Source organism: Agromyces bauzanensis (assembly GCF_014645655.1).
GTDB classification, from domain to species: Bacteria; Actinomycetota; Actinomycetes; order Actinomycetales; family Microbacteriaceae; genus Agromyces; species Agromyces bauzanensis.
In genome coordinates this window covers 66,409-88,029 of the sequence record NZ_BMMD01000017.1, presented here as the reverse complement: position 1 = coordinate 88,029, position 21,621 = coordinate 66,409, and the positions used below count along the sequence as shown (strand labels likewise).

Genomic DNA, 21,621 nt, shown 5'->3' with positions numbered 1-21,621 from the left:
GCGTGATCTGGCGCTGCTGGCAAGACCACACCACCTACAACCCCCAACTCCACGGAGGCGCCATGCAACAAATCGCCGCCTGAGGTTGACCTAGGGAATCTCATCGCCGCTCCTTCCGTGGCATGGTCTGCCGAGAGGCTCCGCTCACCCCGTCACCCGAAAGCCGCGATCGCCGGCAGGGTCGAGCGTCGAGACCTCGGTGCGGTGCACGACTGCACCCGGCGGGCCCTCGGCGAACCACTCGAGCATGCCGGCGACGGATGCCTCGTCACCCTCGATCTCGGCCTCGACGGTGCCGTCGGGGCGGTTCCGCACCCAGCCGGCGACGCCGTTCCGCGCGGCCTCGAACCGCGCCGAGTAGCGGAAGCCCACGCCCTGGACCTCACCGTGCACGATCACCCGCCTCCGGATCATGTCCCCAGCGTATTCGCACGTCTCGAACGGCCGCGAGCGGTCGGAGGTGGGGGGACGAGGCGAGCCACGCTGCGACGGACCGTGGCGAGTACCGTCGATTCAGCGACCGCGCCGGGCGTATCTTGAGGGCCCATGGGGGAGATGAGCGACTACATCGCCCGGCTCGATGGCCCCGAGCGCGACCTGATCGAACGCATCCGGGCTCGGGCGGTGTCGCTCGTACCCGACGCCCTCGAGGGCATGAGCTACGGGATGCCGGCACTGCGCTCCCGGGACTCGCCGCCGCTCGGCGTGATGGCGACGAAGGACCACATCGGCCTGTACCCGTTCAGTCCGCCGGTGATCACCGCGGTCGAGGCCGAGCTCGAGGGGTTCTCGCGGTCGAAGGGCACGATCCGGTTCACCCCGGAGCATCCGCTGCCCGACTCCGTCGTCGACCGCATCGTGCTCCTGCGACGCGACGAGTCGACGCCGCGAAGAAGCGCTGACGACGACGAAGGGGCGGGCGCCGGATGTCCCGGCCGCCCGCCCCTCGTGGTCGCGCGTCAGCGCTTGGTGATCGTCCAGGTGCCGTCGGCGAGCGCCTTGTCGGGGTGCTGCACATTGAGGAACAGCGTCTTCGGGTCCTTGCCGAAGTAGATGCCCGAGATCTCCGCGCCCGTGTCGATCAGCGACGCGAACTGCTCCACCTCGTCGGCGGCGCCGTCCTGGTCGTTGTCGCGGCTCGCGGCCCACACGTCGGAGAGGTAGTTGTCCTCCACGACCCAGAGGCGGCCGTCGGGGCCCTGAGCGAGGTTGTCTGGGTTGTTGAACCCGGTCACGCCGGCCTCCGCGTCCTCGACCGGCGTGTTGACGCCCTTCTCGACGAACGAGGTGAGCTCCTGCTTCGCGAGGTCGATCGCGACGACCCGGTCTTCCGAGGTGTTGGCCACGTAGAGCACGTTGCCGATGACCTCGACGTCCTCGGGACGACCGAACTCGGTCGCGTTGACGTCGTTCGCCGCCTCATCGGCATCGACCACGACCTGGTCCATGTCGAGCGCGACCCACTCGAAGGCGCCGACCTTCTGCTGGTAGGTCTCCGAGTCCCACAGCTGCTCGGCGTCGCTGAGGCCCGTGAGCTTCAGTGCGTAGAGCTGGCCGTCGGAGAGGTCGCCGCGCGTGGTCGGCTCGAACTTGAAGATCGAGCCGCCGTTGAGTTCGTCGATGACGAAGACGGTGCCGTCGCCGAGCGCCTCGATGCCCTCGTGGCGGAGGATGCCGACCTCGGGCCGTTCCTCGATGCGAGTGACGACGGTCGGGTCCTCGGGGTCGAGGAAGGCCTCGAAGAGGCGTCCGCCGGCGGTCTCCTCGGCGAACAGCAGGGTGCCCCACGGGGTCCAGCGAAGGCCGTCGAGCCGGCGCCAGCCGGCGTCCTGCGCGATGACCTTGGCCTCACCGGTCTCGAGGTCGACGACCGAGAGCGAGCCGTTCGAGCCCACCTCGTGCGTTCGGTAGAGGTAGCGGCCGGCCTCGGGGCCGGTCTCGTTGACGGTGTTCATGTCGGTGAGGTCGTCGGCACCGGCGTAGATGTCGAGCACGGTCTCGTCGGCCACGAGCTGCTGCGTGAAGCCGTCGGGGATGACGAACGGCTCGGTCCAGTCGGGCGTGGCCGTGGCGTACGGGGTGCCGTCGATCGGGTCGAAGCCGATCGGGCCGTTGGCGGCGGAGGCCGCCCCGGCGGGGATGAGGGCGAAGGCGGTCGCGCAGAACGCGGCGCCGGCGATGGTACGAATGCGCATGTCAAGTGCTCCGTATTCGGTTGGGATGAACACGCTCAGGTTAGGGAGCCGAGGGTGTCGCGACCGTTCCGTCGGGTGAGCAGCGGCTGATGATTCGATGAACAGGACGTGACGTCCGGCGGCGACTGCCGAGTCGAGCACGGATGCCGCGGCGGGCCGTGCGCGCGTAGCATGACCGCCATGGGGGAACCGACGAGCGACGACGCGAGGTACGATACCGACACCGCGCTGCTCGGCCGCCCGGTCGATGAGGCGCTGGCCGACGCCCTCGTCGACGTTGCGGCCCGCGTCGCCGACGGGGCGGTGGCCGACTACATACCCGAGCTCGCGGGCGCCGACCCCGGGGCGTTCGGCATCTCGATGGCGAGCGTGCTCGGTCGCGTCTACGGAGCCGGCGACCGCGATGCGCTCTTCACGATCCAGTCGATCTCGAAGCCGTTCGTGTACGCGCTCGCCCTCGCCGAGCTCGGCCCCGAGGAGGTCCTGCGACATGTGGGCCTGGAGCCGAGTGGAGAGCCGTTCAACGCCATCAGCCTCGACGAGGACGGCCGGCCCGCGAATCCGCTCATCAACGCCGGCGCCATCGTGACGACCTCGCTCATCCCCGCCGCCGGAGCCGACGAGCGGTTCGCGCGGCTGCGCGACACGCTCTCCCGTTTCGCCGGCCGCGAGCTCGACCTCGACGAGGCGGTCTACCGCTCGGAGGCACAGACCGGACATCGCAATCGAGCCCTCGCGGGTCTCACCCTCGCGGCGGGCGTACTCGGCACCGACGATGTCGACGACGCGACCGACCCGTACTTCCGCCAGTGCGCGCTGCTCGTGAGTACGACCGACCTCGCGCTCATGGGGACGACGCTCGCGAACGGCGGAGTGCACCCGCTGACGCGCGAGCAGGTCGTCGACGAGATCGTCGCCCGCGACACGCTCTCGCTCATGGCCACGTGCGGCATGTACGACCGCTCCGGAGCATGGATCTTCCGCGTGGGCATGCCCGCGAAGTCGGGCGTAGGCGGCGGTATCGTCGCGGTGAAGCCCGGAGAGTTCGGAGTGGGGGTGTTCAGTCCGCCGCTGGATCCTGCCGGCAACAGCAGCCGGGGCGTCGCCCTTCTCGAGATGCTCTCGGCGCGGTCGGGCCTGCACATGTTCGACCACACCGCCAAGCCTCCATCGCCCACCGGCGCCGTCACCGTCGACCGCGCGACCGCGAGCGTGACGATCGCGCTGCGCGGTGAGCTCGACTTCCTGGCGGCCGAGCAGGTCGTGCACGACGCGGGCCGACTCCTCGAGCACACCGGCGCGACGACACTCGGCCTCGACTTCGAGGACGTCACGCGGGTGGCGCCGATCGCCGAGCGGCTGCTCGCGGCGACGGTGCGCGAGGCGGATGCCGCGGGCATCGAGGTGCGCGTGCTGAACGCCGAGTCTCTCGAACTCGCGCCCGGCCTCGGCATTCGCTCGTCGGGAGCGAGGTGACTCGTCCGGCGCCGGATGGCGACCGCCGCCCGTGCACAGAATGACCCATGCGCCCCGCGGGGGAAGATGCGGAGTTCTGCCGACGCGGCGAACGGATGCCCCGCCTACCGTTCTGGGCATGGACATCCCACTGATCGCCGGCACGGTCTCGGCCGTCGTGTTCGCGGTCAGCAACCTGCCGATGCTGCGCAAGGCGCTGCGCACCCGGGATGTCTCGTCGTACAGCCTCTCGAGTATCGCGATGATCAACGCCGCAAACGCCGTGTACTCGGTCTACGTGTTCAGCCTGCCGGTCGGTCCGATCTGGGCGCTGCACACGTTCTACGTCGTCTCCTGCGCGATCATGCTCGTGCTCTGCGCGGCACAGCGGGGCAGCTCCGCCGGACGACGGCGGAGCAGGACCCCGGGCACCGAGTTCGCACGTCGGTCCGGATCGCTCGTCGACCAGATCACCCTGCCGCGGCGCGACGAGGTCGACTCGTCGGAGCAGCGCTGAGGGACTGCGGCGTTCGCTCGACTCCGCACGTCCGGCGCGTCGCCACGTTGTCAGCGTTGCGGGGCGAAGCTAGCCTGAGGGTGGGCCGAACGCGGGCGCGCAGGCGCCACCCGGATCCGACGGCTCGTGGAGGCGTCATGGACGCGCCGACCGCCCTCGATCGGGGCCGTGCTGCATATCAGGGACATCACTGGAGCGAGGCCATCGCGGCGCTCGACCAAGCCGAACACGAGAACACGATCGCTCCCCAGGACCTCGAGCACCTCGCCACCGCCCTCCTCCTGGTCGGGCGCGCCGAGGACGGCGTCGACGCCCTGACGCGTGCGCATGAGGCGTTCCTCGGAGCCCAAGACGTGGTCGGTGCCACACGATGCGCTGCCTGGCTCGGAATGCACCTCATGGACCTCGGCGATCGCGCGCGCAGCGCCGGATGGTTCGCGCGTGCCCAGCGGCTCGTCGAGCCCGGTCCAGCATCGGGCCCGGGCGAGGGGTTCCAGCTGATACCCGAGGCCCTCGGCGCACTCTACACAGGAGACGGAGCCCGCGCCGCCGTCGCCTTCGAGCGGGCGGCGAGCTTCGCGCATCGGCTCGATGACGCCGACCTCATGGCGTTGTCGCACCTCGGGCTGGGCCAGGCGAAGATCATGATGGGCGACCCAGCGGCAGGGCTGATGCTGCTCGACGAGGTGATGGTCGCCGTCACCGCCGGGGAGATCTCGCCCATTCCGTCCGGCATCGTGTACTGCACCGTGCTGCAATGCTGTCGTCTCACGTTCGATCTGCGTCGCGCCCACGAATGGACGCGGGCGCTCGACCACTGGTGCGAGGCGCGACCCGACATGATCGCCTTCAGCGGACAGTGCCAGGCGCAGCGCGCAGCGCTCTTCATCCTGCACGGCGCGTGGGTCGACGCCCTCGCCGCGGCAGCGTCGGCGCGGGAACGGGCGGCACGCGGTGATCACGACGGCCAGTTCAGCGCCTGGTACCAGGACGGCGAGGTGCGTCGGTTGCGCGGGGAGCTCGACCTGGCGGAATCGTCGTACGAGCGGGCCGCTCAGACCGGATACGAACCCCAGCCCGGGCTCGCGCTGCTCCGTCTCGCCCAAGGCGAGACGACTCTCGCCCAATCGCTCATCCGAGGTGCCATCGACCGCGCTGACCCGTCCGAACGGCGGTGGATGCTCCCCGCCGTCGTCGAGATCGAACTGGCCGCCGGCGACGTCACCGCCGCGCGGACCGTCGCCGACGAGCTGGATGCACTGCAACGGACGAGCCCGATGCCCATGATGCAGGCCATCGTCGACCAGGCCGAGGCCGCGCTCCGGCTCGAAGAGGGTGACGCGCGCGCCGCCCTTGTTCAGGCGCGGCGCGCGTGGACGCGTTGGCGAGAGCTCGACGTGCCCTACGAGGCGGCACGATGCCGGGTGCTGGCCGCGGGTGCCTGCCGCGTGCTCGGCGACGAACCGTCGGCATCGATGGAACTCGACGCCGCACGTTCCGTCTTCGTCGGCCTGGACGCCAGGCAGGCGCTCGGCGCCGTCGAGGTGCTGATGGCTTCGGAGCCGCCTGGACGGGCCGGGGGATTGACCGCTCGCGAGGCAGAGGTGCTGCGTCTGGTGGCGGCGGGGAAGACGAACCGGCTCATCGCGCTCGACCTGTACCTGAGCGAGAAGACGGTCGCCCGCCACCTCAGCAACATCTTCGCCAAGCTCGGCGTCTCGTCGCGATCCGCGGCGACCGCCTACGCCTATCGGCACGGGATGGCCGACTGACGGCCTCTGCACAGAACTTCCCACGCTGTCGACCGAGCGGATGGGTCATCCGCCCGACGCCGCCGACCCCCGCGATTCCTATCGTCGGCACCATGAACAGCAACGTTGAGAACGCAGCGGGTCGGATGCTGGACACCGTCGTCATCGGTGGCGGACAGGCCGGACTCGCGATCGGATACCACCTGATGGCGCAGCACCGCGACATCGCGATCCTCGACGCACACGAACGCGTCGGCGATGCGTGGCGCCTGCGCTGGGACTCCCTGCGCCTGTTCACGCCGGCCAAGTACGACGGACTCGCGGGGATGCCGTTCCCCGGCGATCGACTCGGCTTCCCGACCAAGGACGAGCTCGCCGACTACCTCGAGACGTATGCCGCGCGTTTCCGGCTGCCGGTGTACACCGGCGTTCGCGTCCAACGACTCCGACGCGAAGACGGCCACTTCGTCGTCTCCTCGGGGCGAACGCCGCTGGAGGGCGCGGAACGTGGTCGTGGCAACGGGAGGATGCGGCGCACCCGACGTGCCGGAGTTCGCTCGGGGGCTCGGGGCATCCATCCTCCAACTGCACTCGAGCGAGTACCGCAATCCGGGCCAACTCAGGCCGGGGCCGGTGATCGCCGTCGGGGTGGGGAACTCGGGCGCCGAGATCGCCCTGGAGCTGAGCCGCACGCGCCCGACGATCCTCGCCGGGACGCCGTCGGGCGAGCTGCCGGTGCGTCATGGACGAACGGCGGCCCGGTTCGTGCTCCCGGCCATGCGGTTCGCCGGATTGCACATCCTGACGCTCGGTACGCCGGTAGGGCGAACGGTGCTTGCCAAGGCAGGCTCGAAGGGGACTCCGCTGATGCGCACCAGGACGGCGGACCTCGAGGCTGCCGGCGTGCTGCGCGTCGCCCGCGTGACGGGGACCCGCGACGGGAAACCGGTCGTCACCGGAGGCGACGTGCTGGACGTGGCCAACGTGATCTGGTGCACGGGGTACCGCGACGACCTTCGCTGGATGGACGTGCCGGCGTTCGATGACGAGGGGAGGCTCGTGCAACGCCACGGCGTCGTCACCGCGGTTCCCGGCCTGTACGTGCTCGGCCAGGAGGGGATGCACAGCGTGATGTCGGCGACGCTGCCCGGTGCGGTCAGCGATGCGGCCTTCCTCGCGCGACAGATGGGGGCGAGCCGCCGAGCGTCGGAGCCGAAGCCCAGGTCCCTTCGCCCTGTCGCAACGGTAGTCCGACGGCACCTCGCCCCGGACATCAGCGGGCGACGGGATGGACGCGAGTGCAGAGGTCGGTTGTTCACCGCGGCGCCACCCGCGCTTCGCGGCGCCGTCGCCTGCCGTGCCTACTGTGACGCTCGCCCTGACGTATTCACCCCGACCCAGCATTGGAGCCCGTCATGTCGTTGTCCAGAACCCAGGAATTCGTGGGGGTCGCCGCGGTCGCGTTGGCCCTCTTCGCGTCGGCTGCCGCCCCGGCTCAGGCCGCTCCCGGATCGTCGCATGCCCCGCAGGACGAGTCGTTCAGCTTCGCCGTGATCGGCGACGTGCCCTACGGCTCCGCCCAGATCGCCCGGTTCCCCGCCATGGTGTCGGAGCTGAACGAGCAGGAGGACCTGCGCTTCGTCTCGCACGTCGGCGACATCAAGGCGGGCTCGGCACTGTGCACCGATGAGTACTTCGCCGCGATCAAGGCCCAGTTCGATCGCTTCGAGGCACCGCTGGTCTACACCCCCGGCGACAACGAGTGGGTGGACTGCCACCGGACCAACAACGGCTCCTTCGACCCGCTGGAACGCCTCGAGGCGTTGCGTTCGGTGTTCTTCTCGGACCCAGGGAAGACCCTCGGGGCGAACATGCCGGTCGACGTGCCCGATTCGGCCCTGCCCGAGAACGTCAGGTTCGGCGTGCAGCGCGTGGCCTTCTCCGTGCTGAACGTGCAGGGATCCAACAACTCGCTGATGCCCTGGACGGGTCTCGGCCTGTCCGTACCCACAGCCGCCCAGCTGCAGGAGGTCGCCTCCCGGACCGCGGCGGACGTCGAGCAGCTCGAGCGTACCTTCGCCGACGCGAAGCGCACCAATGCGCGGGCAGTCGTCATCATGACCCAGGCCGACATGTTCGACCCGTTCCTGCTGCAGCTCGGGGCCGCCGAGCACCCCGAGTTGGTGAGCGGGTTCCTCCCCATCGTCGACGCGCTCGCCGAGGGTGCTCGAGGCTTCGGCGGCGAGGTCTACCTGTTCAACGGTGACAGCCACGTCTACACCGACGACTCGCCGCTGGCGGCCGGCTCGCCCTGGCTGGAGATCTACGGGCAGGACGACGTCGACTCTCTTCGCCGGGTGACCGTGGAAGGCGCGGCGACATCGAACGAATGGCTGCGGGTCTCCGTGCAGCCCAACTCCGGCCCCGGCGAAGGCGTGCTCTCCTGGGAGCGCGTGCCCTACACCGGCTCCTGAGCGTGAACGCTCCGCGTCCGGAACAGGAGCCGGATGCGGCGCGAACGCGAAAACAGGGGCGGGCGACCTGTTCCGGTCGCCCGCTCCTGTCGTCGCACAGCGCGGGTGGCGCGGGCGTCAGCCGATGCGGATCATCTTCTTGTTCACGAACTCGTCGGCGCCGAGGCGACCCATCTCGCGGCCGGTTCCCGACCGCTTGACGCCGCCGAACGGCAGCTCGGCGCCGTCGGCGAGCACGAGGTTCACGAAGACCATGCCGGCCTCGATCGCGTTCGCGACGCGGTCGGCCTGCTCGGGGTCGGTCGTGTAGACGTAGGAGCCGAGACCGAACGGGATGTCGTTGGCGATGCGCACCGCGTCGGACTCGTCGGCGGCGCGGTACACCTGTGCGACGGGGCCGAAGAACTCCTCCTTCGACGCGGGGTTGTCGCTCGAGACATCCGTCAGCACCGTCGTCTGGAAGAACGCGCCGTCGCGGGTGCCGCCATGCACGAGCTTCGCGCCGTGCTCGACCGCGCGCTTCACCTGCTGGTCGAGGCCCTCGGCGGCCTTCAGCGACGACAACGGCCCGAGCGCCGAGTCGCTCGAAGTCGGGTCGGTCGCCTCGACCTCGGCGATCTTCGCAGTGAACTTCTCGAGGAACGGCTCGTAGAGCTCGTCGACCACGATGAAGCGCTTCGCCGCGTTGCACGACTGGCCGCTGTTGTCGAGGCGCGCATCGACGGCGTTCTGCACGGCCGCGTCGAGGTCGTCGGTGGAGAGCAGGATGAACGGGTCGGATCCGCCGAGCTCGAGCACGACCTTCTTGAGGTGTCGTCCGGCGATCTCGGCGACGGCCGCTCCGGCGCGCTCCGAGCCGGTGAGCGAGACGCCCTGCACGCGCGGGTCGGCGATGACGGTCGCGATCTGGTCGTGCGTTGCATAGATGCTCACGTACGCGCCCTCGGGGAAGCCCGCGTCGAGGAAGATCCGCTGGATCGCCTCGGCCGACTCGGGGCACTGCTCGGCGTGCTTGAGCAGGATCGTGTTGCCGATGATGAGGTTGGGACCTGCGAACCGGGCGACCTGGTAGTACGGGAAGTTCCACGGCATCACGCCGAGCAGCACGCCGAGCGAGTTGCGGCGGATGACCGCGGAGCCCTCGCCGGCGAGCAGCCGCACGGGCTCGTCCTCCAGGAACTCGGCCGCGTGGTCGGCGTAGTACGTATAGATGTCGCCGGCGAAGTCGGCCTCGCCGAGGGCCTGCTCGATGGGCTTGCCCATCTCGCGCACGATGATCTCGGCGAGTTCCTGGCGGCGCTCGACGTGCAGTTCGCCCACGCGACGGATGAGCGCGGCGCGCTCCTCGACGGTCGTGGACTTCGACCAGGTGCGGTGCGCTTCGTCGGCCGAGGCGATGGCCGACTCGAGCTCCGAGTCGGTGATCGTGGGGTACGTCGTGAGGACCTCACCCGTCGCAGGATTGGTCACGGCATAGCTCATGGGGCTCCTCTGGGGCTGAGTGCACCTCGAACCCGCCGACCGGTCGGCGACGACGGTGCACACCTGTCACCAGCCTAAGCGGCGACCGGATGTTCCGGAACCGACGCGGTGGCGGATTCCCGGCGTGGCTTCGACGGGGTGTACAACCGCGGCGCGAGACCCGCTCGGTATGGTGGCGAGTGGTCGAGCCGAGGAGGACGAAGTGGGTCACGGCGTGCTGGGCGACATCCGCGTCGCCGACTTCTCCCGGGTGCTCGCCGGCCCCTACGCGACGATGCTGCTCGCCGACTTCGGCGCCGACGTCATCAAGATCGAGGCGCCGGCGGGCGACGACACCCGGCACTGGGCGCCGCCCGTCGACGCCACCGGTCGCGCCACGTACTTCGGTGGCGTGAACCGCAACAAGCGGTCGGTCGTGCTCGACCTCGCGGATGCCGCGGGGCTTGCCGAGGCGCGCCGGCTCGCGACATCCGCCGACGTGGTCATCGAGAATTTCCGCCCGGGCGTGATGGCACGGTTCGGACTCGACCACGAGGCCGTCCGCGCCGTGAACCCTGGGGTGGTGTACTGCTCGATCACCGGGTTCGGCACGGGCGAGGGCACCGCGCTCCCCGGGTACGACCTGCTCGTGCAGGCCGTCGGCGGGCTCATGAGCATCACGGGCCCACGCGACGGCGAGGCGTCGAAGGTGGGGGTCGCGCTCGTCGACGTGCTCGCCGGCCAGAACGCCGTCGCCGGCATCCTGCTCGCGCTGCGGGAGCGCGACCGCACCGGTGAGGGCCAGCTGGTGGAGGTGAGCCTCCTGCAGAGCCTGCTCTCGGCGCTCACGAACCAGGCCTCCTCGACGCTCGCCACGGGAACGCCGCCCCGTCGCATGGGCAACCAGCACCCGAGCATCGCGCCCTACGCCGTGTTCCGTGCCGCCGACCGCGACCTCGTCATCGCGGTGGGCAACGACAAGCAGTTCCGAGCCCTGGCCGAGGTGCTCGGCGCGCCCGAGCTCGCCGACGACGCGCGGTTCCGGGGGAACGCCGCCCGCGTCGCGCATCGCGACGAGCTGCGCGCGGCCATCGAGCAGGCGCTCGCCGCGGCATCCGAAGCGCACTGGGTCGACGCGCTCACGCGCGCGGGCGTGCCCGCCGGGATCGTGAACGACGTCGCCGAGGCCATCGCGTTCGCCGAGTCGCTCGGCCTCGAGCCGGTCGCCGAGATCGAGGAGGCGGATGCCCCGGCTCGGCCGGGTCTCGGGACGCTCGCTGCGCTCGCCCCTCGACCTGCGCAGGCGCACCGCTCGATCGCCAACCCCATCGGGCTCTCCGCATCCCCGGCCGATTACCGCACCGCGCCGCCCGCGCTCGGCGAGCACGGTGGCGCCGACTGGCTCCCGCGCGCTCGGCCGCTCGCCCGGCCCCAGGACTCATCACCGAAAGGGCCCCGATGACCGACGGAACCGTCACCCCCCGCATCGACGCGGTGTTCGACCTCGACGCGCAGCTCACCGACGAGGAGCGCGAGTGGCAGCAGCGTGCCCGGCGCTTCGCCCAGGAGCGCATCCTGCCCGTGATCGAGGACCACTTCGAGCGGAAGCACTTCCGCCGCGAGCTCGTGCGCGAGCCCGGCGCGCTGGGGTTCCTCGGCATACCCCTCACGGGCTACGGATGCGCCGGGGCCGGCGCCGTCTCGTACGGGCTCGTGTGCCTCGAGCTCGAGGCCGCCGACAGCGGCTGGCGCACGTTCGTCTCGGTGCAGGGCTCGCTCGCGATGAGCGCGATCCACAGGTACGGCTCCGAGGAGCAGAAGCAGCGGTGGCTCCTGGGCATGGCGAAGGGCGAACTGATCGGATGCTTCGCGCTCACCGAGCCGCAGGGTGGCAGCGACCCCGCCGCGATGTCGACGATCGCGCGCCGCGACGGCGACGAGTGGGTGCTCGACGGCGCCAAGCGCTGGATCGGGCTCGCCTCGCTCGCCGACGTGGCCGTCGTGTGGGCACGGGTCGAGGACCCGTCGGGCGCATACGGTGAGGGCGGGCACGCCGTGCGCGGGTTCCTCGTGCCGACGCCTACGCCCGGGTTCACGGCGACGCCCATCGACGGCAAGCTCTCGATGCGCGCTTCGGTGCAGTGCGACGTCGACCTCGACGGGGTGCGCGTGCCCGCCGACGCGATGCTGCCCGAGGCATCCGGCCTCCCGGGTCCGTTCGGATGCCTCAATGAGGCGCGCTACGGCATCGTCTGGGGCGCCATGGGCACGGCCCGTTCGTGCCTCAGCTCATTCAGGCCAAGCTCGCCGACATGTTCGTCGAGGTGGAGAAGGGCATCCTGCTCGCGCTCCACCTCGGGCGGCTGAAGGAGCGCGGCGCGCCCACGCCCGCTCAGATCTCGGTCGGCAAGCTCAACAGCGTGCGCGAGGCGCTCGACATCGCGCATCAGGCGCGCGCGATCCTCGCGGGCGACGGCATCACGAACGCGTTCCCCGTCATGCGGCACGCCGCCAACCTCGAGTCGGTGCGCACCTACGAGGGCACCGATGAGATCCACCAGCTCGTACTCGGTCGGGCGCTCACCGGACTGAACACGTCCTGACCCGATCGTGAATTCCGCGATCGCGGAGTTCCACCAGCACGCTCGCGGAGTTATGGTGGGCGTGCGTTCCCAACGAAGGAGAAACGATGAAGGCAATGGAGCCTCGTCTCACCCGCGCCGTGGTCGAGTGGACCGGATGGGGCACGACGCCCCGCCCGGCACGAGACGACGCGCGCGTCATCGCGCGATTCGGCGGCGAAGCCGGACCCGCGCTCGCAAAGGCCGCTCGCCGACTCGAAGCGGACTTCAGCGCCGACTCGGCGCAGTTCCGGGCGAAGCATCCCGAGATCGGGGGCGACGCGGTCGACGCGCTCGCCTGGAGCTCCGCGTACGGCCGCTGACCCCGGGGGTTGACGAGGGCCGACTGTCCTGCTGGACGGTCGGCCCTCGTACTGTCCTCGATCAGTTGATGCCGGGGATCACGATCCAGTGGTTCACGAGAACGAACCAGATGGCGATCACCACGATCGCCGCGATCGTCACTCCGCGGCCGGTGCGGCCGCCCGCGAAGAGGGCGACGACGAGCGCGATCAGTGTCGCGACGCCGAGCACGACCGACCCCCACGGGACGGGCACGAAGAACGACAGGATGAACAGCGCCGCGACGATGATCTCGATGACGCCGACGATCGTGTTGCCGCCGCGCGCGCGGAGACGCCAGATTCCGCCGACGAGCGCGAGTGCGCCGCCGATGACGCCGATGAGGACGAGCAGGGTGAACGTGATCATTGGGGTTCCTTCGGGTTGGTGGGGCGAGCACCGCGACGCGGGAGAGGACTCCCGCGACGCCGCCAGACTAGTGGCGTTTCGAGGCCGGGCGCGAGGGGTTGCACGCCGCGGGCTGAGCCGGTATGCCGCGGTTGGAATGTGCCCGTCGGAGCCGCCAACCGCCGACCGGTCGGCGATATCCCGTCAACTGCAGGGGAAATCGGACGAATGTCACGCCAGTGAGATGCAACGTGGAGTCGCGCGGTCACTCGCGGGTCGCCCTCGTGATGAACTCGTCGCGCTGGAGCGACCGGACGAAGCACCGGCACCCTGTCTACGTCACGAACGGAGCACCCCACCCATGTCACGCGTCCGCACCGTCCTCGGCCTCGCCGCCCGTTCTGCTACCACGAGGACGGCTCGGGCGACCTGGTCGGGTACGACGTCGAGGTGGCCCAGGCGGTCGCCGAGAAGCTCGGCCTCGAGACCCCCGACTGCGGCATCCTGTCGTTCGCAGGCGGACCGGAGATCGACTTCTCGAAGCCGATCGCGAAGTCCGCACGATTCGCGATGCGCGACCGGTCGGCCATGGTGTTCCAGCGGCACGACCTGTTCCCGCGCATGACCGTGATCGAGAACGTCAGCGAGGGGCCCGTGCGTGTGCAGCGCGTGCCGAAGGCGCGGGCGACCGCCGAGGAATCCGCCCTGCTCGACCGCGTCGGGCTCGCCGAGAAGCGCGACGCGTACCCGTTCCAGCTCTCGGTCGGGCAGCAGCAGCGCGTCGGCATCGTGCGAGCGCTGGCGCTGAGGCCCGACCTGCTGCTGTTCGATGAGCCGACGAGCGCGCTCGATCCCGAGCTCGTCGGAGAGGTGCTGCAGGACATCAGGGAACTCGCCGACGAGGGCTGGACCATGGTCGTCGTGACGCACGAGCCGCAGTTCGCCCGGCAGGCGGCCGACGAGGTGCTGTTCCTCGACGGCGGCGTCGTGGTCGAGCGTGGGGCCACCGGCGACATCTTCACCAAGCCGGCCGAGGAGTGCACCCGCCGCTTCCTCGACCGCATCCTGCGTCCGCTCGACTGAGGGCAGGACTCGGCGGGTGCCGCCGGCCCGCGCCGCCGCCCCGAAGGTCGCCACGGGGCTCCGCATGGGGCAGGGCGTAGCGTTGAGGCATGCCTGCTCGCAGCCCGGGAGACGTGCCCTGGGGCTGGCAGGCCAGACGCGCGCTCGGCGTCTTCCGCGTGGCGGTCGCGGTGGTCGAGATCGTGGCGATCGTCGGCAACTACCAGTACGTGCTCGGCTTCCGGTCGTTCGCGACCGCGAACTTCTTCAGCTACTTCACCGTGCAATCGGCGTTCGCGGCCGTCGCGACCCTCCTGATCGCCGGCGCGTTCGCGCTCCTGGCGCCGAGCGATCCGCCGTGGCTCGGCATCCTGCGCACGATCGTGACGGTCTACGTTCTCGCGTCGGGCATCGTGTTCGGGCTCATCGTCTCGCAGGCGTCGACGCGCGACTACCGCGTCGACGTGCCGTGGTCGGACACCCTCCTGCACTTCGTGGTGCCCGGGCTCGCGGTGCTCGCGTGGACCAGCGACAGCGTCATTGGCCTGAACCCGCGGGTGCCGTGGTCGACCGTGGGCTGGGTGCTCGTCTACCCGTCGATCTGGCTGGCGTACACGCTCGTGCGTGGCGCCGACGTCGGGTGGTACCCGTACTTCTTCCTCGACGTCGCTCAGGTCGACGGACCCGTCGGCGTCGCACTGTACTGCGCGCTGGTGCTCGTGATCTTCGTCATGCTCACCGCGGCGCTCGTCGCGATCAACCGGCGGCTGTGGCGAAGGGCGCGAGCCCGGGCAGAACCGCCTCCCGGAACTCCCGATCGCTCACCTGCTCCAGTCGCCGAGCCTGCTCGGCCGCGATGAGGCCGACCAGCACGGGCTCGCCGGTGCCCGACGCGACGCCGACGTCGATCCACAGGCCCACCGCCGGAACCCCGCCCACGGTGCTGAGGAAGACCGGGGGCTCGGCCGGCTCGTCGCCGGGCCGCGCCGTGGCAGGCGCGGGCGACCGCCAGAACGCCTCGTCGAACCGCATCCGCACGGTGTCGACGACTCCCATGCCGAGGGTCGCGACAGCGCGCTGGTGCAGGAGCGGCAAGGCGGGCTCGAACGCGATCGTGTCGGTCTGCAGCACGCCGAGCGGCACCGTGACGACCGCCCGGTCGGCGCTGAGCGACTCGCCCGAGTCGAATCGCAGGCCCACGCGCTCGTCGTCGTAGGCGATGCGCACGACCGCGCTCGACAGCACCACCTCGAGCGGCTCGGCGAGCGAGGTCAGCCAGTCCGAGAGCGCGCCCGTGACGAAGGCCACGGATGCCTCGGCGCGCGCCGCGTCGAACCGCTGCGCCGAGACGGTGGTCGGCAGCGCGCCCGTGGCGGGCTCGACACCGCTCGCGAGCGAGTGGCGGAGCCAGTCCGCGGGCGTTGTGCCGTCGGCGGCGGGCTCGTCGGGCAGGGGCAGCACTCCCGACGTCGCGAGCGCCGTGGCGAGCGAGACGTCCTCGGAACTGCCCTGCGCCCAGGCTTGGGCCGCCGCGATCGCCTGCCACCCGGCATCCGACGGCTCCACGGCCGTGCCGTCGAGCGTGCGCACCAGCGTGCTGTCCGGCGTCGGACGCACGTCGACGCCGGCCGCGGTGAGCGCCAGCTCGAGACCGGCGTCATCCCCGATGAACATCGCGCCGAACTCGGCGGTGCCGTCGCCGGAAGGGTCTTCGACCGTGTCGACCCGGCCGCCGATGCGGTCGCGCGCCTCCAGCACGATGACCTCGTAGCCGGCGTCCAGGAGCTCTCGGGCGGCCGTGAGCCCGGCGACGCCCGCGCCGATGACGGCGACGCGCTCGCCCGGGCTGCCCGGGCGCATGACGTGGGCGGCCGCGCGCAGGCCGGAGTCGCGTGCCCCCTGCAGCGTGCCCGGGGCATCCGTCGAGCAGGCCTCTCCGGCGAAGACCAGCCGATCGCTCACCGGCTCGCCGAGCGCCTCGCGAAGCTCGGGGGTGGAGCCCACGGCGTCGAAGCTGAAGGCCCCGCGTGCGAACGGGTCGTCGGCCCACCTCGAGCGCTCCATCGCCGTGGGTTTGGGCACGCCGGGGATCGGCGACGGGGTGGCCGCGCGCGTCGGCGTGGGTTCCGGCGGCGGCCACGTGCAACTCGACAGGGCGACGGCGGCGATCCCCGACAGCGACGCAGTGAGGAAGGTTCGCCGGGCCATGCCGCCGGACGCCGCCCGAGAGTCCATGGGACTCAGGCTAGCTTTTGTGCGGCTTCGCCGCGCGGGTGGGCGCGGGCGCTCTCCGGAACATGCCCGCCGCCGAGCAGGCGAAGGACGTCTACGCGGCGCTCACTGTCGGCCTGACCGGGCACGATCCATGGCCACGCGCGCCGCTCGAGGCTTCGGCCAGTACAGCGGCTCGCTCGGGCCCTCGAGCGGGTCGGGGATCGATGGGCGCTGCTCATCGTTCGCGACCTGCTCGTCGGGCCGCGGGCGCTCCCGCAGCCGCGCCGCGCGGTGCCCGACGTCGTGCCCGAGGCCGTGCTCGAGCTCGCCGTCGAGCCGGCGGGCTTCCGCGACCTCGTCTCGGGCGCGCGGGGCCGTCGCCTCGAAGGGACCGCCAGTGGGCGTCACCATCCTCGACGGAGGGAGCGCCCTGCTCGAGCGCTTCCGGCTGACGTTCCGCATCGCCCCCGTCGCACCGCCGACCGGCGCGGCGAGCGAGGTGGGCGACGCGGCATCCGCCGCCTGACGCACACGGGCCGGCCGTCAGGGCGTGACGTACACCTTGCGGAGCGTCCGGCGCACGGTCCACACGGTGCGCATGCCCGACTCGAGTCGAACGACCGAGCCCGGGGTGAGAATGATCGGGTCGGCGACCGGATGCTCGAACTCCACGGTCGCGGCGCCCGCGAGTACGACGAACACCTCGTCGGCCTCGACGTCGTGCATCGCGCCGGGTGTCATCTCCCAGACCGCCACGGTGCGACCGTCGGACTCGTCGAGCACGAGATGGCCGGTGGTGGGGAAGCCGTCGACGACCTGCTCGGGGTCGACGCGAACGTGCTCGAGGGCGATGGACGCGGCATCCGCGATCACGCCCGGATGCAGGCGGGGCGCATCGGTCACGAGTCGAATCCCAGTCCGAGCGCGTCGAGGGTCTTCAGGAGCATGTTGCGCCTCCCCCTCTCGTGATCGGCGCGGTCGAGCGACCAGCGGGTGGCGTTGATGCCGAGGGCGGCGGCCGGCTCGGGCGGGAACGGCAGCGGTCGCTCGCGCACCATGCGCAGGCGGGTGCGCTCGTTGTCGCGCTGCTCGAGCCGGTCGAGCATGACCTCGGCGGCGAACCGGGCCGCGGCGACGCCGAGACCCGTGAAGCCCGCCGCGTACGCGACGCGGCCGTCGCGGGCCGTGCCGAAGAACGCGCAGAACCGCGTGCTCGTGTCGATGGCGCCAGCCCACTGGTGCGTGAAGCGCAGGCCCTCGAGCTGCGGGAAGGTCGTGAAGAAGTGGCTCGCGAGCCGCTCGAACGACTCGGGTCGGCGCTCGTACGCCGCGCGAATGCGTCGGCCGTAGTGGTACACGGCGTCGTAGCCGCCGAAGAGGATGCGATTGTCGCGCGAGAGCCGGTAGTAGTGGAACTGGTTCGCGAGATCGCCGAGGCCCTGCCGATGCGACCAGCCGATCGCCTGGAGCTGCTCGTCCGTGAGGGGCTCGGTCATCAGCGCGTAGTCGTACACCGGCACGGTCATGAGGAGATTGCGCTTCAGGAGTGTCGGGAACACGTTCGTGGCGAGCACGGCTCGCTGCGCGACCACCCGGCCGTGCTCCGTGACGATCGTGACCGCGCCCGTCGAGCCCGGCGTGTCGATGCGCCGCACGGGGGACCCCTCGTAGATCTCCACGCCGAGCTCCTCCGCGACGCGCGCGAGCTCGACGGCGAGCTTCGCCGGATGCAGGAGCGCGCTCGTGCGCGTCTCCCACACGGCGGCGAGGTACGTGGGCGAGTCGACCTCGGCACGCACGCCGGCCTGGTCGAGGAACCGTACCGAGTCGTCGCCCCGCGCTGCGGCATCCGCCACCTGCTCGTGCAGCCACTCCACCTGGTGCGGCTCGACCGCGAGGCTCAGTGACCCGTTTCGCTCGAACTCGACGTCCATGCCGTATTCGGACTCGGATGCCTCGATCGCGTCGAGGTTCTCGAGCCCGAGGCGGTCGAGGGTTTCCAGCTCCTCGGGCCAGCGGGCGAGGCCGTTCTCGCGGCCGTGGGTGAGGCTCGCCTCGCAGAAGCCGCCGTTGCGCCCGGAAGCCGCCCAGCCGACGGTCTTCGCCTCGACGAGCACGACGTGCGTGTCGGGATTGCGGCGCTTGGCGAGCACGGCCGTCCACAGGCCCGTGTAGCCGCCGCCCACGATCACGAGCTGGGCGACGCGGTCGCCGGTGAGCTTCGGGCGCGCCTGCTTCGCCTCGGCGGCGAGGTCGTCGAGCCAGAAGACGCGCTGCTGGGTGCCGGCGAGCGAGTGCTCGATGACGGATGCCGGTGGCCGGCACCGTTCGAAGACGGTCGTTTCCACAGTGTTGTTCCCCTGACGCGGACGTGTCCTCCCATCCTCCCGCGTGAGGTGCGGTCGCCGCCAGCCGTGCGGGGTGCGCCAGTTGGGTGCGGAGCGCGCCAGTTCGAGTGGCGCGCGGGGTGCGCAAGTGGCGCAGCGCCGGGCGGGCGGCGCGCAGTGCGGGCGGCCGCGCGTCAGCGCGGCGCGTGCGCCTCGAGGAACTGGTACACCTCGGTCTGGTCGACGCCGGGGAACGTGCCCGTCGGCAGCGCGGCGAGCAGCGAGGTCGGCGTGCGCGCGGCCGGCCACGAGGCATCCGCCCACTTCTCCGACAGCTCGTCGGGTGCGCGACGGCAGCACGACTCGTCGGGGCAGCGCGAGACCGTGCGGTGGGGCGTCTCACGCCCGCGGAACCACTTCACGTGCTCGAACGGCACGCCGACCGACACGGAGTACTCGCCCTCCTTCGCCTTCTCGATGCGCGAGGTGCACCAGAAGGTGCCGGTGGGGGTGTCGGTGTACTGGTAATAGGGGTTGAAGCGGTCGTCGATGTCGAACACCGTGCGCGCCGTCCAGTTGCGGCACACCGTCGTGCCCTCGACGGCGCCGAGCGCGTCGCTCGGGAACAGCACCTTGTCGTTCTCGTACGCCTTGATGATGGTGCCCGACTCGTGCACCTTCATGAAGTGCACCGGGATGTCGAGCCGCGCGGTTGCGAGGTTCGTGAAGCGGTGCGCCGCCGTCTCGTACGAGACCGCGAAGTGGTCGCGGAGCTCCTCCATGGAGATCCGGCGCAGGTTCTTCGCCTCGGTGAGGTAGCGCACCGCCGCCTGCTCGGGCAGGAGGATTGCGGCGGTCAGGTAGTTCGTCTCGACGCGTTGACGCAGGAAGTCGCCGTAGTTGCGCGGCTCCTCGTGCCCGAGCACGTGCGATGAGAGCGCCTGGAGGATGGGCGAGCGCGAGTCGTGCGACGTCATGTTCTGCGTCGGCAGGTAGATGCGTCCGTTCAGCTTGTCGGTCACGGTGCGCGTCGAGTGCGGCAGGTCGCCGACGTAGTGCAGCGAGAAGCCCAGGTGCGACGCGATGTCGGCGACGAGCTGGTGCGACACCGGACCGCCCGTGTGGCCCACGGCCCCGAGCAGCTCGGCGGCCTTCGCCTCGAGCTCGGGGTAGAAGTTGTCGCGTGCGCGCATCTCGGCGCGGAGCTCGACGTTGGCGCGGCGAGCTTCCTCGGGCGTCGCCGCGCGCTCGCGATGCAGGCGGTCGATCTCGTGGTGCAGGGCGAGGATCGTCTGCAGCGTCTGGTCGCTCATGCCCTTCGCGACGCGGAACGGGGGCAACCCGAGCGCGGCGAACACCGGCCCGCGTTGGGCGCGCTCGACGGCGATCTCGAGTGCGGCGCGCTCCGACGGGGCATCCGCGCGCAGCAGGTCGTCGACCGTGGTGCCGAGGGTGAGCGCGATCGTGCGCAGCATCGAGAGCCGCGGTTCGCGCTTGCCGTTCTCGATCGCCGAGACCTGCGACGGGGCGCGGTCGATGGCGGCGGCGAGTTCGCCGAGGGTCATCCCAATGGCGGTGCGGCGCTCGCGGATGCGACGGCCGAGTGTCAGCGCGTCGACCCCATCGCCTTCGTCCGAAGGCTCGACGGTCACCGCCGCAAGGGCCGTGCGAGCGATGGGATCTGCGATGACCATGTTTCGATGGTCACACGGCCGAGCGGATACCGCAAACCGAAGAAGTCGTGAAATTCCGCATGATTCGGCGCCCGCACCGGAATTCTGGCACGATCGCGCGAAGTCGTCCGCGAAGAGACCGAGAAGTTCCGCGAGCCGGTCGTCTTCCAGCGCCCGCGGTCATACGCCTCGGTTCGCGCACTCGCAAGTCCCTACTCCGGGCTCGTCGAGGCCGGACATCACGTCGTCGCCGCCATGCGCTGCGCCGCCACCGCCATCCACACGGCCGCTCCGGCCGACGGGGCCCCAGAGTTCAACGCGTCCGTCATCGACACCGTGATCGGCTCGTTCGCCGGAACCGGCAAGCAGTTCGTGCTCACGAGCGGCGCCTGGATCCACGGGGCGGGCACCGACATCCGCGACGACGACGCGCCCGACCCGCCGGGCTCGTCGCCTGGCGGGTGGCGCAGGAGGACCGCCTGCTCGCATCCGTCGTCGTCGCCACCGTGCTGGTGCCGTGCATCCTCCACGGGCACGGCAGGGGCGTAGTGAGCCTCGTCACCGACGGCCCGAGCGCGGCGAACGGCGCGCTCACGCTCATCGGCGACGGCGCGCAGCACTGGACCTGGGTGCACGTCGACGACCTCGCCCGGCTGTACCTGCCCGCGGTCGGGCATCCCGAGTCGCTCGGTCGCCTGATCGGCTCCGACGGCAACCCGACGAGCGTGCGCGCGATCGCCGAGTCCGTCGCGAGACCTGCCGAGTCCGTCGCGGGACCCGCCGAGTCCGTCGACGCTGCGCGGGCCCGCTCCGGGCCGCGTTCGCCGACGCCCACCTCCTCGACAAGCGAGCGCGGGGCGAAGGCCCGCTCGCTCGGCTGGGTGCCCCAGCACACGAGCGTGCTGGAGGAGGTGCAGACGGCGCGTCCGGCCGCGGCCCAGTTCCGCAGCGATCGGCGGCCGAGCCGTCGCCGACCTCGAGCGCGTCGTCCCGGCAGTGCCTCGCCCGACCAACGCTTCGCTTGAGCGTCCAGTTGTTCTGTGTCGCAGAAATACCGCGAAAGTTCACCATCGGATCGGCGCTCGGGCATGCCGCGCAGCCCGCAGCATGGATGACACGGGACCCGGGAGACGCCGAATCAGACGCCGAGCGGGCACACCGAGACATCCGCACCGCTGCAC

At 70.9% G+C, this 21,621-nt stretch carries 22 protein-coding genes and 2 pseudogenes; 14 read left to right on the top strand and 10 right to left on the bottom strand.

Annotated elements, in window-relative coordinates; genetic code table 11:
* Positions 1-144: 144 nt before the first annotated feature.
* Positions 145-414, bottom strand: coding sequence for an acylphosphatase (locus tag IEX31_RS14090; protein WP_188744054.1), 270 nt, complete (start codon positions 412-414; stop codon positions 145-147).
* Between the two features lie 141 nt (positions 415-555).
* On the opposite strand from IEX31_RS14090, the gene IEX31_RS14085 reads away from it, so the two are divergent.
* Complete coding sequence (locus tag IEX31_RS14085; RefSeq protein WP_308423537.1) at positions 556-1,053, top strand: iron chaperone; 498 nt, start codon at positions 556-558, stop codon at positions 1,051-1,053.
* Here the strand turns inward: IEX31_RS14085 and IEX31_RS14080 are convergent.
* Positions 960-2,195, bottom strand: a complete 1,236-nt coding sequence (locus tag IEX31_RS14080; RefSeq protein WP_188744053.1) for an alkaline phosphatase PhoX — start codon at positions 2,193-2,195, stop codon at positions 960-962. The genes IEX31_RS14085 and IEX31_RS14080 overlap by 94 nt on opposite strands.
* Positions 2,196-2,375: 180 nt before the next feature.
* Here IEX31_RS14080 and glsA point away from each other — a divergent pair, with 180 nt between their 5' ends.
* From glsA to IEX31_RS18970, 6 genes and pseudogenes are all read left to right on the top strand, one after another.
* Positions 2,376-3,671 (top strand): glutaminase A, encoded by a 1,296-nt coding sequence (gene glsA, locus IEX31_RS14075; RefSeq protein ID WP_188744052.1) that lies wholly within the window; start codon positions 2,376-2,378, stop codon positions 3,669-3,671.
* 118 nt (positions 3,672-3,789) lie between these two features.
* Positions 3,790-4,167 carry a hypothetical protein gene (locus tag IEX31_RS14070; RefSeq protein WP_188744051.1) on the top strand — a complete coding sequence of 126 codons (378 nt, stop codon included), beginning with the start codon at positions 3,790-3,792 and terminating at the stop codon, positions 4,165-4,167.
* A 137-nt stretch (positions 4,168-4,304) separates the two neighbouring features.
* On the top strand, positions 4,305-5,939 hold the full coding sequence (locus tag IEX31_RS14065) for a response regulator transcription factor (protein WP_188744050.1): 1,635 nt from the start codon (positions 4,305-4,307) through the stop codon (positions 5,937-5,939).
* A gap of 92 nt (positions 5,940-6,031) precedes the next feature.
* Positions 6,032-6,346, top strand: a pseudogene (locus IEX31_RS18975) (FAD-dependent oxidoreductase); the annotation flags it as partial.
* On the top strand, positions 6,312-7,472 hold the full coding sequence (locus IEX31_RS14060; protein WP_229662373.1) for a SidA/IucD/PvdA family monooxygenase: 1,161 nt from the start codon (positions 6,312-6,314) through the stop codon (positions 7,470-7,472). The pseudogene IEX31_RS18975 and the gene IEX31_RS14060, both read left to right, overlap by 35 nt.
* Positions 7,361-8,392, top strand: coding sequence for a hypothetical protein (locus tag IEX31_RS18970; protein ID WP_229662372.1), 1,032 nt, complete (start codon positions 7,361-7,363; stop codon positions 8,390-8,392). Before IEX31_RS14060 ends, IEX31_RS18970 begins: the two co-directional genes overlap by 112 nt.
* 117 nt (positions 8,393-8,509) lie before the next feature.
* Here the strand turns inward: IEX31_RS18970 and IEX31_RS14055 are convergent, their stop codons facing one another.
* Complete coding sequence (locus IEX31_RS14055) at positions 8,510-9,874, bottom strand: NAD-dependent succinate-semialdehyde dehydrogenase (protein WP_188744049.1); 1,365 nt, start codon at positions 9,872-9,874, stop codon at positions 8,510-8,512.
* 169 nt (positions 9,875-10,043) lie between these two features.
* On the opposite strand from IEX31_RS14055, the gene IEX31_RS14050 reads away from it, so the two are divergent.
* The 3 genes and pseudogenes from IEX31_RS14050 to IEX31_RS14040 all read left to right on the top strand — a co-directional run bounded on the left by IEX31_RS14050 (position 10,044) and on the right by IEX31_RS14040 (position 12,797).
* The gene (locus IEX31_RS14050; protein WP_188744048.1) at positions 10,044-11,315 is read left to right on the top strand and encodes a CaiB/BaiF CoA transferase family protein; all 1,272 of its coding nucleotides are present in this window, start codon (positions 10,044-10,046) and stop codon (positions 11,313-11,315) included.
* Positions 11,312-12,456: pseudogene (locus tag IEX31_RS14045) on the top strand (acyl-CoA dehydrogenase family protein). The gene IEX31_RS14050 and the pseudogene IEX31_RS14045 overlap by 4 nt, the downstream one beginning before the upstream one ends.
* An 86-nt stretch (positions 12,457-12,542) precedes the next feature.
* The gene (locus IEX31_RS14040; protein WP_188744047.1) at positions 12,543-12,797 is read left to right on the top strand and encodes a hypothetical protein; all 255 of its coding nucleotides are present in this window, start codon (positions 12,543-12,545) and stop codon (positions 12,795-12,797) included.
* Between the two features lie 61 nt (positions 12,798-12,858).
* Here IEX31_RS14040 and IEX31_RS14035 read toward each other — a convergent pair whose 3' ends face one another.
* Positions 12,859-13,185: a hypothetical protein gene (locus tag IEX31_RS14035; RefSeq protein WP_188744046.1), complete on the bottom strand. Its 327-nt coding sequence runs from the start codon at positions 13,183-13,185 to the stop codon at positions 12,859-12,861.
* Between the two features lie 429 nt (positions 13,186-13,614).
* Between IEX31_RS14035 and IEX31_RS14030 the strand changes: the two genes are divergently transcribed.
* A complete protein-coding gene (locus IEX31_RS14030; RefSeq protein WP_344999118.1) occupies positions 13,615-14,247 on the top strand; it encodes an amino acid ABC transporter ATP-binding protein in 633 nt (210 codons plus the stop codon).
* 89 nt (positions 14,248-14,336) lie between these two features.
* Positions 14,337-15,086 carry a Pr6Pr family membrane protein gene (locus IEX31_RS14025; RefSeq protein ID WP_188744045.1) on the top strand — a complete coding sequence of 250 codons (750 nt, stop codon included), beginning with the start codon at positions 14,337-14,339 and terminating at the stop codon, positions 15,084-15,086.
* Here IEX31_RS14025 and IEX31_RS14020 read toward each other — a convergent pair.
* Together IEX31_RS14020 and IEX31_RS19630 are read right to left on the bottom strand one after the other, a co-directional pair.
* Complete coding sequence (locus IEX31_RS14020; RefSeq protein WP_188744044.1) at positions 14,983-16,461, bottom strand: flavin monoamine oxidase family protein; 1,479 nt, start codon at positions 16,459-16,461, stop codon at positions 14,983-14,985. The two genes, IEX31_RS14025 and IEX31_RS14020, sit on opposite strands and share 104 nt — an antisense overlap.
* 102 nt (positions 16,462-16,563) lie before the next feature.
* Positions 16,564-16,848, bottom strand: coding sequence for a hypothetical protein (locus IEX31_RS19630; protein ID WP_188744043.1), 285 nt, complete (start codon positions 16,846-16,848; stop codon positions 16,564-16,566).
* On the opposite strand from IEX31_RS19630, the gene IEX31_RS19305 reads away from it, so the two are divergent.
* On the top strand, positions 16,838-16,966 hold the full coding sequence (locus tag IEX31_RS19305) for a hypothetical protein (protein ID WP_268236992.1): 129 nt from the start codon (positions 16,838-16,840) through the stop codon (positions 16,964-16,966). The two genes, IEX31_RS19630 and IEX31_RS19305, sit on opposite strands and share 11 nt — an antisense overlap.
* A gap of 17 nt (positions 16,967-16,983) precedes the next feature.
* Here IEX31_RS19305 and IEX31_RS14010 read toward each other — a convergent pair whose 3' ends face one another.
* From IEX31_RS14010 to IEX31_RS13995, 4 genes are all read right to left on the bottom strand, one after another.
* Entirely contained in the window at positions 16,984-17,343 is a 360-nt protein-coding gene (locus tag IEX31_RS14010) for a cupin domain-containing protein (RefSeq protein ID WP_229662366.1), read from the bottom strand.
* Complete coding sequence (locus tag IEX31_RS14005) at positions 17,340-18,788, bottom strand: NAD(P)/FAD-dependent oxidoreductase (RefSeq protein ID WP_188744042.1); 1,449 nt, start codon at positions 18,786-18,788, stop codon at positions 17,340-17,342. Before IEX31_RS14005 ends, IEX31_RS14010 begins: the two co-directional genes overlap by 4 nt.
* A gap of 173 nt (positions 18,789-18,961) precedes the next feature.
* Entirely contained in the window at positions 18,962-20,461 is a 1,500-nt protein-coding gene (locus tag IEX31_RS14000) for a helix-turn-helix transcriptional regulator (protein WP_188744041.1), read from the bottom strand.
* Between the two features lie 218 nt (positions 20,462-20,679).
* Positions 20,680-20,820 (bottom strand): hypothetical protein, encoded by a 141-nt coding sequence (locus IEX31_RS13995; RefSeq protein WP_188744040.1) that lies wholly within the window; start codon positions 20,818-20,820, stop codon positions 20,680-20,682.
* An 81-nt stretch (positions 20,821-20,901) separates the two neighbouring features.
* On the opposite strand from IEX31_RS13995, the gene IEX31_RS13990 reads away from it, so the two are divergent.
* On the top strand, positions 20,902-21,465 hold the full coding sequence (locus tag IEX31_RS13990) for an NAD-dependent epimerase/dehydratase family protein (RefSeq protein ID WP_188744039.1): 564 nt from the start codon (positions 20,902-20,904) through the stop codon (positions 21,463-21,465).
* Positions 21,466-21,621 lie beyond the last annotated feature (156 nt).